The organism is Bacillus silvicola (genome assembly GCF_050524305.1).
GTDB lineage: Bacteria > Bacillota > Bacilli > Bacillales > Bacillaceae_G > Bacillus_A > Bacillus_A cereus_AT.
Window position 1 is genome coordinate 37654 of record NZ_JBNGVC010000010.1, and the last position, 16877, is coordinate 54530.

Here is a 16877-nt window from a genome sequence, read left to right on the forward strand (position 1 = left end):
CAAATGTTATGATTTACCTCACTCTAATCAAAAGGCTTAGAAATAGAATCAATAAATAATTCAAAACCATCCACAACTATTTTTTGTTCTGATTCTGATAAATTATTGAGAATACTTTGATAAAATGTAATGGATTGCTCTCTTAAGCAATTAACAGTTATGTGACCTTTTTCTGTGAGGTGCAGAAAAAGTTCTCTTCTATTTTTTTCATTTACTTCACGATAAATAAGCCCCTTTTTTACTAACTTATCTACCAATCTACTTACAGTTGAAGTCTCTAATCTAAGTTTATTGGATAGTTGCCAAACAGTTAATTTTTCCACCTCTAGTTCTTCTAACGCCATCATTTGAGAAGTTGGTAAAGGTTTTTCAAATGGTCCATTGGGCAAATTTTGAGATTCAAAAACCCCAGTTATTATAATCATTTTCTTAATATCTGTTCTTAGTTTTAAGGCATCTTCTCTTTTCAAAAAGGTCACCCTCCTACAACTATTGTATCATACATCAATTGTATTATACATGAATATGATTTTTTCACAAGCTTAACGTAAGCCAATATTACAACATGGACGAGATATTTCTTCTTGTTAAAATGGTATAAGTGGATTGTTTTCTACAAATGGCAGAACATCAATTATGTATCAGGGGCCTTTATGGGGTACCGCTCATCGAAATCAAGCTAAGAAAATAAAACTACCCCCAAAACGAAATTTTGTGATAACTTGTAACAAAATTTCGTTTTTGGGGGGAATTCTAAATTCTTAAGTTGATGGGCATGGGGTGGGAGTGTCAATATGTATATTTATAATATGCTTTAAAAGAGCATACCTTAAGCTAATAACATGCAATAGATGTGTCCTTTTCTATATTTAAATGGGGAGACAAATTTATCTTTAAAAGATATTTTTGACAAGATAAAAAAGCCTGAAACTCATATAAGACTTCAGCAGTCTCAAAACGTTACAATCCATGCAGCTATAGACATAAATAACAAAATTATATTGAAAAATCTAACTTGTATATGCGTTGCCTCACTAAAGTATTTATCTACTATTCTTAAAATAGTAAAGAGTGGCGTTTTATGCTGTTAATAAGATATAAGTGTACTTTGATTAGTATGAATATAGATAATTAACAACTAACCAATTGGATGAGCACCTAAAAGGGCTCATTTTTTATTTTATCGACCACATATTTTCTATTATGCAAATACAGATGAGTTAAACATGACTGCTAATTTCAAAGAATTGAAATCAGCATGTATTCGAGTGGCAACTAATAAATATGGAGCGAATACAGCTGAAGTTCAAGCAGTGCAAAAGGCATTTGATGCAGCAAAAATTAAGTAGTTAGAAATATAATTTCTATTCATATATTATTACATTATGAAAAACAGATAATGACATTTTAAGGATAGTAGCTGTTTTTTTACGTAGCAATACACTAGTGAAAATAAACTTACTAAGCAATAATCAGGCTGTCTATCTTCAATAAGTTACGACAAATATATAAAATTTAAAGGATATAAAAACAGAAAATTAATAATATATTGACCTCTTAATAGTAAGTGCTATAGAATGGAAGCGATAACAAACGATTGCTTTAAAATGATTTCCCTGATCTTTTAGTATTTACAAATATATGAAGGTAAAAACAAATCTATTTTTTTAAGTATTAATGCAAACGCTTTCGTATTAAAAGATCATTGAAATACATACGTGAAAATAGTCAATATGGGGGTGAAGTAAAAGAGATTTCTAAATTAATTTAAGCAGTGTAATTTAGTACGAGCATAATAAATCGCTCGTACTATTTAAAGAAAGGGTGTATGTGGTGCAAATGACAAAAAGGTTAATTAACAAATCATTTTTATTACTTACCATAATCGTTATGTTATCATCTGTTTTCTCTTTTCAGAGTGTGAAGGCAGTTTCAAGTTCGAAAGCTACTGAAATTATCATTCATTACAAAGAGAAATCTGGAAATACAAAAGACTGGAATCTTTGGATGTGGGGAGAAAATGCAAATGGTAATTCATATGAATTTACTGGTGAAGATGAATTTGGAAAGTACGCAAAAATTAAAATAGATGGTGACTATAATCGTGTAGGCTTTATCATTCGTACGAATGAGTGGGAAAAAGACGGTGGAGATCGTTGGATTGAAAATATAAAGGACGGTCGTGCTGAAGTATGGATTCTTTCGGGTGATGAAAAAGTATATGACTCTAAGCCTTCTTCGGATCTCTCAATTCAAAAAGCTACTATTGATAGTTTTAATGAAATTACTGTAACGACTAATGTTCCGTTTAATAGTAAGGAACAGAAAATTGAAATTGAGGGAATTAAAATTAAGGAAATTAATCCTTTTGATAAAAATGGTGGAGATATTACTAATAAGGTGAAAATAATTACGGCACAGAAAATTGATTTAAAACAGACATACAAAGTTAAAATAGAAAACTTAGCTAATATGAATACAGAAATTGGTAAAGTCATTCGTAGCGAAGAGTTTGATAAATTATTTTATTATAGTGGTAACGATTTAGGTAATATATATACCCCGCAACATACAAAGTTCCGTGTATGGGCTCCTACTGCGAGTGAAGCAAAGTTAGTTACATATAAAAAGTGGAACGATAAAATAGGTACTGAAATAAACATGCAACAAAGTGAAAAGGGGACCTGGAAAGCAGAACTTAAAGGGAACCAAAAAGGTCTCTTTTATACGTATAAGGTGAAAATTGGGGATAAGTGGACAGAAGCAGTTGATCCATATGTACGTGCTGCTTCTGTAAATGGAGATAAAGGTGTAGTCATTGATTTAAACGAAACAAATCCGAAAAAATGGAAAGCAAACAAAAAACCGGAATTTAAAAATCCGGAAGATGCTATTATTTATGAATTGCATGTACGCGATCTTTCCATCCAACCTGAAAGTGGTATTAAGCAAAAAGGAAAATATTTAGGGGTAACAGAAAAAGGAACAAAAGGTCCTGGAGGTGCAGTTTTTTTATGGCTAAATTTTCTTCAAAAGAAAAAATACAAGCAGTAAAACGATATTTAGAAGGCCCAGAAGGCGGGACAAGCATTGCTAAATCTATAGGCGTGGATCAGCGGGTATTTTATCACTGGATTAGCCGATATGAATATTCCGGTGAAAAAGCTTTTGAAAAACGCTATACATCTTACTCTACGCAATTTAAACTAGACGTACTTAACTATATGATTGAAAATAGGACGTCTATCAGGGAAACAGCGGCAATTTTTAATATTCCATCTTATGAAACGGTTCGTAAATGGAAAGTAGCTTATGAAACAGAAGGATTGGATGCCCTACAACTTAAAGAAAAGAGGCATCCGTCTATGAATAATAAAAATCACAAAATAGTGAAAAAGCAATTACCAGTCGAAGGCTCCATTGAAGAACTCCAAGAGGAGTTAGAAAGGTTACGTATGGAGAATGCGTATTTAAAAAAGTTGAATGCCTTAGTTCAAAACAAACAGAAGTCACAAAAAAAGACAAAGCGCAAGTAGTTTATGAATTAAGGCATCAATTTCCGGTACAATCACTTTTAGTGCTTGCCAATATTCCACGTAGCACATATTATTATTGGTTAAAAAATGCCAAACGTCCGGATCCAGATGCAGATTTGAAAGTATTAATTCAAGCTGTTTATCATGAACATGAAGGCCGTTATGGTTATCGCCGTATTCGTGATGAACTTACTAATCGTGGACATAAAATAAATCACAAAAAGATACAACGCATTATGAAAGAATTAGGATTAAAGTGTTTGGTCCGTATGAAGAAATATCGCTCTTATAAAGGAACTGTTGGAAAGATTGCCCCTAATATTTTAGAACGTAATTTCAAAGCAGAAAGGCCAAACGAAAAATGGGTCACGGATATTACGGAGTTTAAATTATTTGGAGAGAAATTATATGTATCGCCAATGTTGGACTTGTTTAATGGTGAAATTATCACGTATACAATTGGTTCAAGGCCAACCTACGCCCTTGTTTCTAATATGTTAGACCAATCCTTTGAACGCTTAACAGATGAGGATGCCCTCCTTATTCATTCCGATCAAGGTTGGCACTATCAAATGAAAAAATACCGTGATTCTCTTCATAAACGTGGTATTACACAAAGTATGTCTCGGAAAGGGAACTGTTACGATAACGCAGTTATCGAAAATTTCTTTGGTATTATGAAATCTGAATTTTTATATCGAAAAGACTTTAAGAATATGGAACATTTTGAACAAGAACTAGCAAAATATATATCTTACTATAATCATAAGAGAATTAAGGCAAAATTAAAGGGTATGAGTCCGATACAATACCGGACCCACGCCCAAAACGCTGCCTAATGAAATAACCATGTCTAACTTTTAGGGGTCACTTCATGTTAAAACAGGACTTGATCATATGAAAGATCTTGGTGTTACTCACGTTCAGTTTTTACCGATATTTGATTATGCCTCGGTAAATGAAGAAACTTTAAATGAACCACAATATAACTGGGGATATGACCCGAAAAATTTCAACGTCCCAGAGGGCTCCTATTCTACAAATCCTTATGAACCGACTGTTCGAATAACTGAATTAAAGCAAATGATTCAAACACTGCATGATAATAATCTTCGTGTTGTGATGGACGTAGTATATAACCATATGTATAATGCCGCTGAATCTAATTTTCATAAGTTAGTTCCAGGTTATTATTATCGATACAATGAAGATGGAACATTTGCAAATGGAACTGGAGTAGGAAATGATACGGCTTCGGAACGAAAAATGATGAGGAAATTTATGGTTGATTCCGTCACATATTGGGCAAAAGAATACAATTTAGATGGATTCCGTTTTGATTTAATGGGTATTCATGATTATGAAACGATGAATGAAATACGTAAAGGTGTTAATCAAATTGACCCTTCTATTATTCTGCATGGAGAAGGCTGGGATTTAAATACACCTCTTGCAGCTGAATTGAAAGCAAATCAAAAAAATGCGGAGAAAATGAAAGGGATTGCTCATTTTAACGATAATATACGTGATGGATTGAAAGGTAGTGTATTTGAGGAGAAAGAAAATGGTTTTGTAAATGGAAAGCAAAACATGGAAGACCGTATTAAAAAAGGCATTACAGCCGGTATTGACTATGATACAAATTCGTCTACTTATCAAGATCCGGGGCAGGTGCTAACTTATGTGGAAGCACATGACAATCATACTTTATGGGATAAACTTGAGTTGACTAATTCAGGTGACAGTGAAGAAATGCGAAAACAAATGCATAAATTATCTTCTTCTATTTTATTAACATCACAAGGTATTCCATTCTTACATGCAGGACAAGAGTTTATGCGCACAAAATATGGTGATCATAATAGTTACAAATCTCCTGATTCAATTAACCAGATGGATTGGTTACGCCGTGCAGCATTTAATAATGAAGTAGATTATATGAAGGGCTTAATAGATTTACGGAAAAAGTACCCAGCTTTTCGAATGACATCTGCAGAGCAAATTAAAACACATGTATCTTTTATTGATGCTCCCAAAAATGTTGTAGCTTATACAATAGATGGAAAGGGCAATGGGAATAAAAGCGAATACTTTATGGTGGCTCACAATGCAAACAGAGAAACCGTGGACATAACTCTTCCATCGAAAGGTCCTTGGAAAGTGCTAGTAGATGGTAAGCAAGCTGGAAGTAAAACACTTTATGTTGTCCATGATAATAAAATTAAAGTTCCTGCATTAAGTTCATTTGTTTTAAAAACAGAGAAACCGATTAAATAAAAGCAAATAATGTGGAAGTATATACTGAATTGAGTAAATGTAATAAGGATTGTAAATGCAAAAAGCGAAGTGACGGTTATTTTCACTTCGCTTTTAAAGTTAAATTAGTATAATTTCACATACTGTAATTATATTACAATTTAATGAAAAAAATAAACAAAAAGAGAAGAACTCACCAATGTTCTTCTCTTTTTTATGTGTAATTAGGGTTTCCATAACTGTAGATATGGATGGTGTAAATTAATGGATGAATAATTTACTCTTAAAATTATAACAGAACAAATAAAGCATTTTATATGTAATATTGCATAAGAAGGATAAACAACAATAATTTCTGGTGAATAAGTAGCGCTTTTTCCACATGGCGAGTTTATTTCAGAGTTACTTCCTAAATTCTATATCATTTTCCAATCATGTAAGGTTAAGGGAGAAAACAGAAAAAAGGAAGATTTAAAAGTGAGCTTAGTATAAAATGAAACATTGCAAGTATAAGATTCCGTACTTAGTAATTTCTCACTTTAAGGCATCACATTGGGAAAATGTGGGGAGTTCAATCGATTCTGAATAAAATTGATAGTATCAGTTGCAATTTTTTTACGTTTAAGAACAATCCCAGCATGTCCACATGTATAAATATATCGCGTAGGTCTTTCCCAGGATTCCCACAAATAGTCCGTATCCTCAGGATGCACATATAGATCGTGCCTACCTGAAATTAATAAAATATTTTCTTTTTTCACTTTTGGTAATGCTTGACTCGGTTCAGTGATTTTCCAATAATCTATTAAATCATCATACGTTACACCATGATGTTCCAAGTCTTCTCTAATAAATTTACCTGGATTTGTCTTCCAAATCGAATAAGAAAGTCGATTCGCGTAGAAAATGGATGCTAATACATCAATCTCTGATTCAACAAGAGCTGTTAAGTTAGTAATAACCCCACCTAAACTGACTCCTATTAAAATCAAGGGGCCATTATTATTTGCTTTAATCCATTTAATCAAAGTTCGTAAATCAGCTACCGCTTGTCTAGTGGCTTGTACAGTTCGTTCAATATTAGCACTTACCATGTACTCTCCACTGAATAGGGATTGGTTGGGTTTTCTTTCAAAATGATAGGGTAGAGTGAAATAATACATATTCCACTTCAAGTTAGTCATATGGTCGTGAAATATTTTTTTTACACGTTCGTTAGAATCCATTCTCCAACCGTGAACAAAGATGACATGAGGTGCATCTTCATTTTCATGTAAAAATAATTCCCCAGTTACAGAGTCGTTGCGTGAATCACCAGATTGAACCGAGCTTTTATATTTGAACTGTCCAACCATGTATTCCTTTTCCTGCTTTGAATGCTTAATGTTAAAATGAATATTAGATGGTTGTACTTTATAAAAAAAATCTATGTCCTTTATATCTAGTGAGGTGTTAGAAAGAGAAGTATACTGAAACTCGACACTTCTTTTTTTGTGCAAATCATACAAGGCATATCGATCAATGAGTTTTGAAAAAATCAAATTAACCTCCTCCAAAATACATATTGTTTTAAAACATGGATAAAATTTATGTTTTATTTATACTGTTAATTAATTATAAAAACAGGTGATAAATTTGTATATTATAAAGCTAGCAATAAAATAAAACTATAAATAATTTATACAAAAATCTAAAAAACAAGTTAATATTCTCATTCATATTAGAGAACATTAACTTGTTTATTTTCGTATCAAAAGATACACCGTTTGAAGTGACGTGATTTATATGAAAGACAATGTGTCAATTTATATATCTTATGCAGTGATTGTTACTATAATTTCCGAAGCCAATAGTCAATTAACCATACAATCTATGTCTTTTTGGTATATAAATAGCTATATTCATTAAAGAAAGAGCTTTAATCCTTCATGAGAATCTTTAAACCCTAATTTTTTATAAAATTGCAAAGCTTCTTGTCGTTCTTTATCCGTTGTTAACTGTACTAAATGACACCCTCTTAATTTAGCACGTTGAATAGCCCATTTAATAAGTTTACTTCCTATACCTTTACCACGTTTCGATGATGCTGTCCGTACACCCTCAATTGTAGCTCTCCAACTCCCTTGACGTACAATGTAAGGCGTAAATGTAATTTGTTGAAGACCAATAATCTCTGTCCCATCACATGCGACAATTAACTCGTTATTTGGATCACAATCAATAGCATGAAATGCTCTTATATAACTATCAGGGAGTGGTGTTTCATAGCGCTCTCTTTTATTTCCTAAAACATCATCAGCAAGCATTTTTACAATTTCATCTAAATCATCTGCCGTTGCAATCCTAAATGTTATAGTTTGTGTCACTATTAAAAAACCTCCTTAATGTATGCACTTGTTACTTTTATTTTACTTGTTTAAATACAATAGGTTAAATTATAAAATATTATGAGTCTCTATAACTTTTTCTTATAAATAGCATAAAAGCCTATCTTATAAAAATTATAAGTTAGGATTTTTAACACAATATTATTATTAGAAAATCCGACCAACTTCAATAAAACTCCATATTCTTTAATGGATTTTCATATTTTAACAAACACACATATAACCATTCAAATAAGGTGCTTTTTAGTTGTTGTATAGAAATTACATAATAAGCATGGATTTGTACTTTCATTCAATGAATCTTAACTTTAACCTCTAAGGACTGCCTCTTTATCAATATTCAAAAACGATTACGCTTTTGGATTGGTGTTCCGGTTTTTCTTGACCAGCATATTGAATAACTACACATAAACTCCTTATATCTCTAGATAAACTACTGATTAGCTCCATATAGACTCTAGATAACCTATATAGAATACAAGTTATCAAGGAGGTAAGAAAAAATGAACTTTATGAAACGAGCAATTCTCAGTATGAAAAAAAGAGTAGGAACATCATTAATTTTGATGGCAGTTTTCCTAATTGTTACAAATTTAGTGTTGGCAGGATTCACAATCCAAAATGCATCAAAAAAAGCTGCTGATGCAGCAAGAAAAAAACTCGGTGCAGATGTTACTTTAAGTCTTGATTTTGACAAATTAGGTCAACAAGCTCGGGAAACTGGAGAGATGCCTAATCCGCCAAAGCTTAATACAAAAGAAGCAGATCAATTAGCGAAGTCAAAGTATGTAAAAGACTATAATTACATAACTAACACTTTCGGACTTTCTGATGGACTTAAACTAGTAGGGGCTTCAGAAGGAGAAGAAGATGGAAAAGGTAAAGCGGGAATGGCGACTGTACGAGGCGGTTCAAGCTCCGGTACCGAAATAGATATGAATGCTTCTTTTATGATTGAGGGAGTTCGCAAAACTGCATTACAAGAAAGCTTTAAGAATGGAAAAAGTAAAATCATTGATGGAAAACCAATTACAGAACAGATGAAAGATCAGAATGTAGCTTTAATGGAAAAACGATTAGCGGAATTAAACAATTTGAAAGTAGGAGACAAAGTTAAAGTGCAATCAGGAGATAAGGAGGAAACCCTCGAGGTTGAAATTATCGGTATTTACGAAACGAATGAGCAAGCAATGGGTCAACAGGCTCCTCCTATAATGGATCCAGCTAATAAACTATATATGCCGCATTCAACTATGAAAAAATTAGAAGTAGATCAAGGTATAAGTAGCATTCAAGTCGTGTATTTCTTGAAAGATCCACAAAACATTGAAGCATTTAAAAAAGAAGCAAAAAAATCTGATATTGATTTTAATTATTATAAATTAGATGCACATGATTCGTTGTACAAACAAATGATTGGGCCTATCGAAAATATCTCATCTACTTCTCAAATGATTATTTATATTGTATCAATTGCAGGTGCGATTATATTAGGGTTAATCATTATGTTATCGATTAAAGCACGTCGTAAGGAAATGGGGATTCTATTGTCCATTGGAGAAAAAAAGTGGAAACTGATGGCGCAGTTCATAGTAGAAGTAGTATGTATCGCTATTTTAGCATTTGGATTATCCATAACAACAGGAGCGAAAATATCTCAATTCATAGGGGATAATTTACTTTCGAGTGAAATTGCTACAGCAAGCGAAGAAACAGACACCCCGCAAAATGGGACTGTAATGGTAGCTGGACCTGGTGGAACTGTACAAAATCAAAAAGAGGATCCAATTGATAAAATTAATGTAAGTGTAACAGGAGAAGATGTAGGGAAAATGGGAGGGATTGGACTAGCTATTGCTATATTAGCAACGCTTCTTCCAGCATTATCTATTCTACGCTTGAATCCAAAACAAATTCTTTTAAAAGATGAATAAGGAGGATCTATATGGAGACGATTTTACAATTTAAAAACTTAGATTATTATTATGAAAGTAACGGAAAAAAAGTAGCGATACTAGACAATGTTAACTTTTCTTTTCAAAAAGGGCATTTCTACACTATTCTAGGACCATCCGGATCTGGTAAAACCACTACTCTTAGCTTAGGTTGTGGGCTAGATATACCTAAAAATGGTTATGTACTGTTTAATGGAAAGGATATTCGAAAAATTGGTTTGGATCGGTACCGTAATCAAAATGTATCGGTAATTTTCCAATCTTATAATTTGATTACCTATATGACTGCTCTTCAAAATGTCTTAACAGCAATGGAAATTACAGGTGTTAAAGTGCAAAATAAAACGGCAAGGGCGTTAGAATTATTAGAGAAAGTAGGACTTACAGAAGTAGAAGCGAAACGAAATGTTCTGCAACTAAGTGGCGGGCAACAACAGCGTGTAGCAATAGCTCGAGCGTTATCTTGTAATGTTGATTTACTGATTGCGGATGAGCCGACAGGAAATCTTGATGAAGAAACGGCAAATGAAATTATTGAGTTGTTCCAGGAGCTCGCGCATCAAGAAAATAAATGCGTAATTGTTGTGACGCATTCACAAGAAGTTGCAAAAAAATCGGATCGAGCAGTGTATTTAAGTAAGAAGAAGTTAGTGGTAAACGAAATTAATAATACCTAATATAAAAACTATGGTTATTGAATTCACATAATTTTCAAAAATCCACTTCTTCAAATATTTATATTTGATATATAATAAAACCAAGCCATAATCAAAATGGTCTCCCTGTATTGAATGTTAAGATAGTTTGTTGCCCCCTTTTTAACAATATTTGAAAAAAGAACTTGTAGGATATCCTACAAGTTCTTTTTGTTATGATCGATTGACTATAACATTGAAGAATTACATATAAAAAACGGGACATTACCTAGATGTATGATCTAAATACTGTCCCGTTTAACTGTTCATCTGTATAGTTATTGAAGAATTAAACCAACAATCATAATTAAGCTAAATACTATCATCCAACCAAACGCACAATAGCCGAAAATTCTAATCCATTTAGGTAATTGATTCATGTTAACTTTATTTGTGGGAACTCCTTGCATAGAAAACATCATTTTCTGATCTCTATCCCTATTATTTTGTTGTTCATACATAATATCATCACCTTTCTAAAACTATTGTATTTATAGTATATCAGCCTGAAGATAATTATCCACAGAATATTCGACGAAATAAAAAATCATTCGACAATAATAGTGGATATAAGAAATTCAGGTAATGTACCTCTCAAAAAAAGTTGGTAAGAACTTCTTCCTACTTATAAATTATGAAGGTGGATGGAGGGCTCTATTTTTAATGTGTAATCTGTTTTTCAGTAAAACATACTTATATTTCAAAAAACTAAAATTCGATTACTTAAAAGCTATGTATTCTAAAGTAGATGCTCATTTAAAACATAGTAAACCTTTACCAAAGATGCTTTTAATTAGGGATTGAACAATTGTAGATAAATATACCAGGGGAAGGGCTAACTTCATCTTATGTGATAGATATTATAAGTAAAGGTGTTTGATTTTCCATGGCTCTAAGCACTAACCATTTGGAATAAAGATGTAATGTATCAGTTATACTATGTAATATTTCTTCATTACAAAATATGGTGGTAAGTATGACTAAGCAAACAATTACTTTATTTCAAGTTTCTATGATACTCATTGGTAGTATAGGGATAATTAATCATGTCATTATGATTCCTATGTTATTAGATACCTCGGGTAGAGATTCGTGGATCTCTATCATATTAGTAAGCATTATATACTTGATTTGGATTTCATTAATATTCATCATATATAAAAACATAAAAAATGAACATTTGTTTTTGTGGTTAAAAAATAATTTTGGGAAATTCAGTGTATATCCAATCATATTCATAGTTGTACTTTATTTAATAACAATTGGTGTCGTTGCACTAAAAGAAACATTAACCTTTTTCTCTTTTTATTTATCAGAAACACCTCACTTTGTATTAGGAATACTTTTTTCAATGATTTGTCTCTATAATGCTACAAGAGGAATTCAATCTATTGCACTTACAACAGGTGTTTTGTTACCTATTGTATTTCTACTTGGTTTTTTTGTAATGTTTGCAAATGTTCCACATAAAGATTATTCTTTACTTCAGCCAATGATGGAAAATGGAATGAATCCAGTATTTAAGGGGATGGTTTATCCTGCAGCAGGATTTCTAGAGTTAATCTTCATTCTTTTTTTACAACATCACATTTGTTCAAAAGTTAAATTATATCAACTGATTGCTTTGGGTATTGTTATTATTGGTATCACAATAGGACCAGTTATGGCAGCAATTATAGAATTTGGTCCTTTCGTAGCAGCAAACCAACGATATCCAGCATTTGAAGAATGGAGACTTGTGTCAATAGGAAGGTACATTGAAAATTTAGACTTTCTCTCCGTGTATCAGTGGCTTGTAGGGATCTTTATTCGTCTATCACTTGTTGTTTTTCTTATTCCAGATTTGTTATCAATTACAAGTCGGAAAACGAGAAATGGGGTTATGTTTGTAATCCTTTCATGTATTGTATTAATAAGCACACTACCTATCAGTGACTCTAGTTTCTATTGGTTTGTATCTCAAATTGTTTTACCAGTTTCAGCATTAGGGCTATTTTTATTTTCTATCTTACTGATAGTGTTTGTGTGGGTCGCTAAATATAAGAAAAGTTCTTGAAAAAGTATGAGAATGTATTTTATATAAGGTTGCTGAGTTTGAAGGAGACAACGTAGATGAACAAACGAGTAGAATTAAACGAGAAGATAATATTAGAGTGGTTTGAGGGATGCAACGATGTAAAAGTAATAAAGCGTGAATTCGATGAGAAAGAAAAAACGAGGTCAGTATTGTTTATGTATTGTCAAAGCTTAATTGACAATACAAAATTAAAACAAGCCACATCGTCTCAAGTTTGCAAAGAGCTTTTAAGTAATTCGATAGAAGAACTTAACCTTTCAACATTAATTCCCCAGTTATCAGTAAAGAAATTAGATATAGTAAATTCGAATGAAACTATCTCTCAGATTATATTTGAAGGTAACCTCCTCATTATTTTTGAAGAATCTAAACAAGGATATATAGTTGATATTGCCCAAATACCTACAAGATCAGTTGAACAAACAAATACAGAGATGACCATTCGGGGTGCACGTGATGGATTTGTTGAAGAGTTAAACACAAATATAGGATTAATTAGGAAAAGACTAAAAACGAGTTCTCTTAGTTATGAAGAATTTATTATTGGAGAAAGAACACAAACTAAAGTAGCACTCTTGTATTTAAAAGATATCGCATCCCAAGAAATCATTAATCAAGTTCGATTAAAATTAAGACAAATTAAAATAGACGGGATTGTTTCAAGTGCACAAATTGAAGAATTAATCACAAACAATCAATTTAGTGTATTTCCTTTAGTTGAATATACAGGACGCCCTGATTATGCTGTGAATTGTTTGTTGTATGGGCGTTTTATTTTACTAGTTGAAGGGTCACCAACAGCCACTATTGCACCAGTTACATTTCCTTTTTTTGTGAATACATCTGAAGACCAAGATTTATTCTATATATTCGGCAGCTTTGTACGACTTGTAAGTCTTTTTGGGATAGCAATTTCTATATTTCTTCCAGGAATTTGGATAGCATTAATTACATATCATCCAGATCAGATTCCCTATACGTTGTTAGCAACATTAAGCTTATCAAGAGAAGGAATTCCTTTTCCTGCTCCTTTAGAAGGGCTAATTATGATGACCTTATTTGAAGTTTTGAGGCAAGCAGGATTACGTGTTCCTGCCGTATTTGGCCAAACGTTATCTGTTGTAGGGGGATTGATTATTGGACAAGCTGCTATTAGTGCAGGAATTGTTTCAGCATCTATGGTCATTATAATAGCAATTTCGGTTGTTTCGACATTTGCTTTAACTAATCAGTCAGTAACAGGAATAATAAGTATATTGCGATATATAGTATTCCTAGTATCTTCTTTATTAGGCATAGTAGGATTTATCTTTTGTGTCCTTGTGATGGTAATACATGTAGTAAATTTACGCTCTTTTGGAGTTCCATTTTTTACACCATATTCACCCCCTGTATTTAAAAGTATGCTAGCAGCCACATTTAGAATTCCTTTCACGTATATGAAAAAAAGACCTAAAGAATTGCATACTCAAGATAATACAAGGAAAAGAGAGAGTACCGATGAAGAAAAATAAAAGAATAGTTATATTTCTTTTTATGATGTGTACGTTTCTAACAGGGTGTTGGGATCAAAGAGAGTTGCATCACGTTTTGTATATAAATAGTCTAGGTATCGATTTTAAAGATAATAATTATATCATCCGTCCGCAATTTATTAATTTTTCTAACATAGCGAAACAAGAAGGGAGCACTACCCGTAATTATAGCCAGGCCTATATTGGAAAGGGAAAGGGTCCCATTTTAGATGAGGCAGCATTTGATTTTTATAAGGGTGCTCAACAAGAAATCTCATGGGAGCATCTCAAAACAATTGTTGTAACAGAGAGATTTCTAAAACATGGTGACTTAAATCAATTTAATGATTTTTTCTCTCGTTTTTTTCAATTTCGAGATACTATGTGGATATTTGGAACTAAGGAACCTTTAGAAAATATATTAGCGAACAATAATATTTTAAATATTTCTCAATTATATACAATCATTAATTTACCAAAAGAGATAACTAAGCAATATACAATAATAGATCCTTTACCTTTATATAAATTCCAAAGAAATTATTATGAACCCGGGATGACAACTCGCATTCCTTTCTTAGCTACGACTAAAACATATTGGAAAAAAGGGCATACATCATTTCCAATGTTAAAATTTAGTGGTTATGGTTTTATAAGTGATAAATTTTATATAAATCATTTAAACGACCATGATATTGCTGGGGTTCGATGGACGGATGAAAATACCAAACGAGCTCCATTACTATTAAAATCTAACGAGAAAATCATTGGACATATAGTATTGAAAAATCCAAAGATAGATACAAAGCATTTTATTAAAAATGGAAAGTTACGCATGCTTATGAACATCCATTTCGATGCTGATATTTTCCAATTAATAAATTCTATGCCTGTAAATGATATTAAAAAAATTGCAGAGGACCAAGTTGAAAAAGAAATTAAAAAAACGTACCGAAAAGGAATCGAAAAAGGGATTGACACGTATCAGTTATCACATTCCTTATATCGTCAGAATTCTAAATTATGGAAACGATATGAAAAAGAGGGGAGAATATCCCTTCAAAATAAAGAATCAGATTTTAACGTCTCGATTAATATAGCTACAAATGGAAAATCTAAAAATATGCGTAATATGATTGAGCATTAGAATAGTTGAAGATGAAAGGAAACGTAAAATATTAACTCTAAATAGGAGATTCGAACATGAAAGACCACTACGATGCGGCGGCGCCTTCTTTAGGGCTGGGATGAGGGTTCGGTCAGATCAGAGGAGGCTTTTGCCTCCTTAGTTGCCTGAAAACGCGCTTATACTTCTTAGCGTTTAGATAAGTACAAGTCTTTAAAACTATATGCGCTGTAAAGTAGGAGCAGTTCAATGATTTATTATTATTTATTCGTTATTTTTAAAGCATCTAACACAATTTTGGTTGCATCTGCAATAAGTTTATCATCGTAATTCACATCCTCTTTAGAATGATTAGAAAGTATCGCAAGAATAATTGGGTTTTTATTTGGTGGCCAAATGATTGCGATATCATTCCTTGTTCCATAAGAGCCAGAGCCAGTCTTATCGGCTACTTCCCATTCTCCTGGAACTCCAGCACGAATTAAGTTGTCCCCCGTTGTATTTCTTTTCATCAAATCTATTAAAAAGTTCCGTTTCTCAATTGAAAGTATATCGCCTAGCGCGTATGCTTGAAGACTAGTAGCTAATGCCTTTGGGGTACTAGTATCACGAGTGTCTCCTGGTTGCACTTCGTTTAATTCTGGTTCAAAACGTTCAGGATTTGTGACAGTATCTCCTATTTCTCTCAGTGATTTTTTGAATTCACTTGGCCCACCTAATTGTTTAAGAATAAGATTTTGTGCAGTATTATCACTATATCGAATGGAAGCATCCGCAAGCTCTTTCAGAGTCATACCTGTATCTACATATTTTTCAGTAATTGGATTGTAATTCACAAGATCTTTGCTAGTATACTTAATTCTTTGATCTAAATCTTCTATTGATTTCTTTTGTAACAGTGCTCCCACAGCAAGGGATTTGTGGGTAGATGCGTATGCAAACCGTTCATCTGAACGATAAGTAACGGTTTGATTCGTATCTGTGTCCAATGCATAAATACCAAGTTTAGCATCATATTCTTTTTCAAGTTTAACAAAAGAATGATTATCTGTATTTTCTTGTTTGGTTTGTTTCGGTGGTTCAGATTGAATATTACTATTGGAACAGCCTATAAGCGTTACAGATGAAAGTAATAATACAGATACCATCTTTTTATAATGTGAAATGTGAAAAAATTTGTTTGAAACTATCATAAATTTTCAACCTCTTTCAAGAATATATAGATTTTGTTTAGGTATTTTACATACCTATGCAATTAACAAATGTACAGGATAGCACTCTTCTTGCATTTCTTGCATTACAAAATGAGAGGATTATCAAGAACACCTTTT

General features: G+C 32.4%; 11 protein-coding genes and 3 pseudogenes. 9 read left to right on the top strand and 5 right to left on the bottom strand.

Annotation, left to right across the window (positions count from 1 at the left end; translation table 11 throughout):
• Positions 1-23 precede the first annotated feature (23 nt).
• Positions 24-470, bottom strand: coding sequence for a MarR family winged helix-turn-helix transcriptional regulator (locus tag ACP6L7_RS11550; RefSeq protein WP_000817662.1), 447 nt, complete (start codon positions 468-470; stop codon positions 24-26).
• 723 nt (positions 471-1193) lie between these two features.
• On the opposite strand from ACP6L7_RS11550, the pseudogene ACP6L7_RS11555 reads away from it, so the two are divergent.
• From ACP6L7_RS11555 to pulA, 4 genes and pseudogenes are all read left to right on the top strand, one after another.
• A pseudogene (locus tag ACP6L7_RS11555) lies at positions 1194-1349 on the top strand (M4 family metallopeptidase); the annotation flags it as partial.
• 484 nt (positions 1350-1833) lie between these two features.
• Positions 1834-3003, top strand: a pseudogene (locus ACP6L7_RS11560) (pullulanase-associated domain-containing protein); the annotation flags it as partial.
• Between the two features lie 11 nt (positions 3004-3014).
• Positions 3015-4375 (top strand): IS3 family transposase gene (locus tag ACP6L7_RS11565; protein WP_430528870.1). Its coding sequence is split into 2 segments (ribosomal slippage): positions 3015-3471 and positions 3471-4375, totalling 1362 coding nucleotides; the frame shifts between segments, so codons are not numbered across the junction.
• Between the two features lie 37 nt (positions 4376-4412).
• Positions 4413-5813 (top strand): annotated as a pseudogene (gene pulA / locus ACP6L7_RS11570) (type I pullulanase); the annotation flags it as partial.
• 518 nt (positions 5814-6331) lie between these two features.
• Here the strand turns inward: pulA and ACP6L7_RS11575 are convergent.
• Both ACP6L7_RS11575 and ACP6L7_RS11580 read right to left on the bottom strand, forming a co-directional pair.
• Positions 6332-7333, bottom strand: coding sequence for an alpha/beta hydrolase (locus tag ACP6L7_RS11575; protein ID WP_097829241.1), 1002 nt, complete (start codon positions 7331-7333; stop codon positions 6332-6334).
• Between the two features lie 363 nt (positions 7334-7696).
• Positions 7697-8158 carry a GNAT family N-acetyltransferase gene (locus ACP6L7_RS11580; protein ID WP_097829242.1) on the bottom strand — a complete coding sequence of 154 codons (462 nt, stop codon included), beginning with the start codon at positions 8156-8158 and terminating at the stop codon, positions 7697-7699.
• Between the two features lie 524 nt (positions 8159-8682).
• On the opposite strand from ACP6L7_RS11580, the gene ACP6L7_RS11585 reads away from it, so the two are divergent.
• Both ACP6L7_RS11585 and ACP6L7_RS11590 read left to right on the top strand, forming a co-directional pair.
• Positions 8683-10113, top strand: a complete 1431-nt coding sequence (locus tag ACP6L7_RS11585) for an ABC transporter permease (protein WP_097829243.1) — start codon at positions 8683-8685, stop codon at positions 10111-10113.
• An 11-nt stretch (positions 10114-10124) separates the two neighbouring features.
• Entirely contained in the window at positions 10125-10811 is a 687-nt protein-coding gene (locus ACP6L7_RS11590) for an ABC transporter ATP-binding protein (RefSeq protein WP_097829244.1), read from the top strand.
• 296 nt (positions 10812-11107) lie between these two features.
• On the opposite strand, the gene ACP6L7_RS11595 is transcribed toward ACP6L7_RS11590, so the two are convergent.
• On the bottom strand, positions 11108-11290 hold the full coding sequence (locus tag ACP6L7_RS11595) for a hypothetical protein (protein WP_002172101.1): 183 nt from the start codon (positions 11288-11290) through the stop codon (positions 11108-11110).
• Positions 11291-11805: 515 nt separating this feature from the next.
• Between ACP6L7_RS11595 and gerXB the strand changes: the two genes are divergently transcribed.
• Genes gerXB through gerXC form a run of 3 tightly spaced genes read left to right on the top strand, consistent with a single transcriptional unit; the run spans position 11806 to position 15567 of the window.
• The gene (gerXB, locus tag ACP6L7_RS11600) at positions 11806-12885 is read left to right on the top strand and encodes a spore germination protein GerXB (protein ID WP_430529236.1); all 1080 of its coding nucleotides are present in this window, start codon (positions 11806-11808) and stop codon (positions 12883-12885) included.
• 56 nt (positions 12886-12941) lie between these two features.
• The gene (gene gerXA, locus ACP6L7_RS11605) at positions 12942-14420 is read left to right on the top strand and encodes a spore germination protein GerXA (protein WP_097829247.1); all 1479 of its coding nucleotides are present in this window, start codon (positions 12942-12944) and stop codon (positions 14418-14420) included.
• Entirely contained in the window at positions 14407-15567 is a 1161-nt protein-coding gene (gene gerXC / locus ACP6L7_RS11610) for a spore germination protein GerXC (protein WP_097829248.1), read from the top strand. Before gerXA ends, gerXC begins: the two co-directional genes overlap by 14 nt.
• 239 nt (positions 15568-15806) lie before the next feature.
• On the opposite strand, the gene bla is transcribed toward gerXC, so the two are convergent.
• Positions 15807-16739, bottom strand: coding sequence for a class A beta-lactamase (gene bla, locus ACP6L7_RS11615; RefSeq protein ID WP_097829249.1), 933 nt, complete (start codon positions 16737-16739; stop codon positions 15807-15809).
• Positions 16740-16877 lie beyond the last annotated feature (138 nt).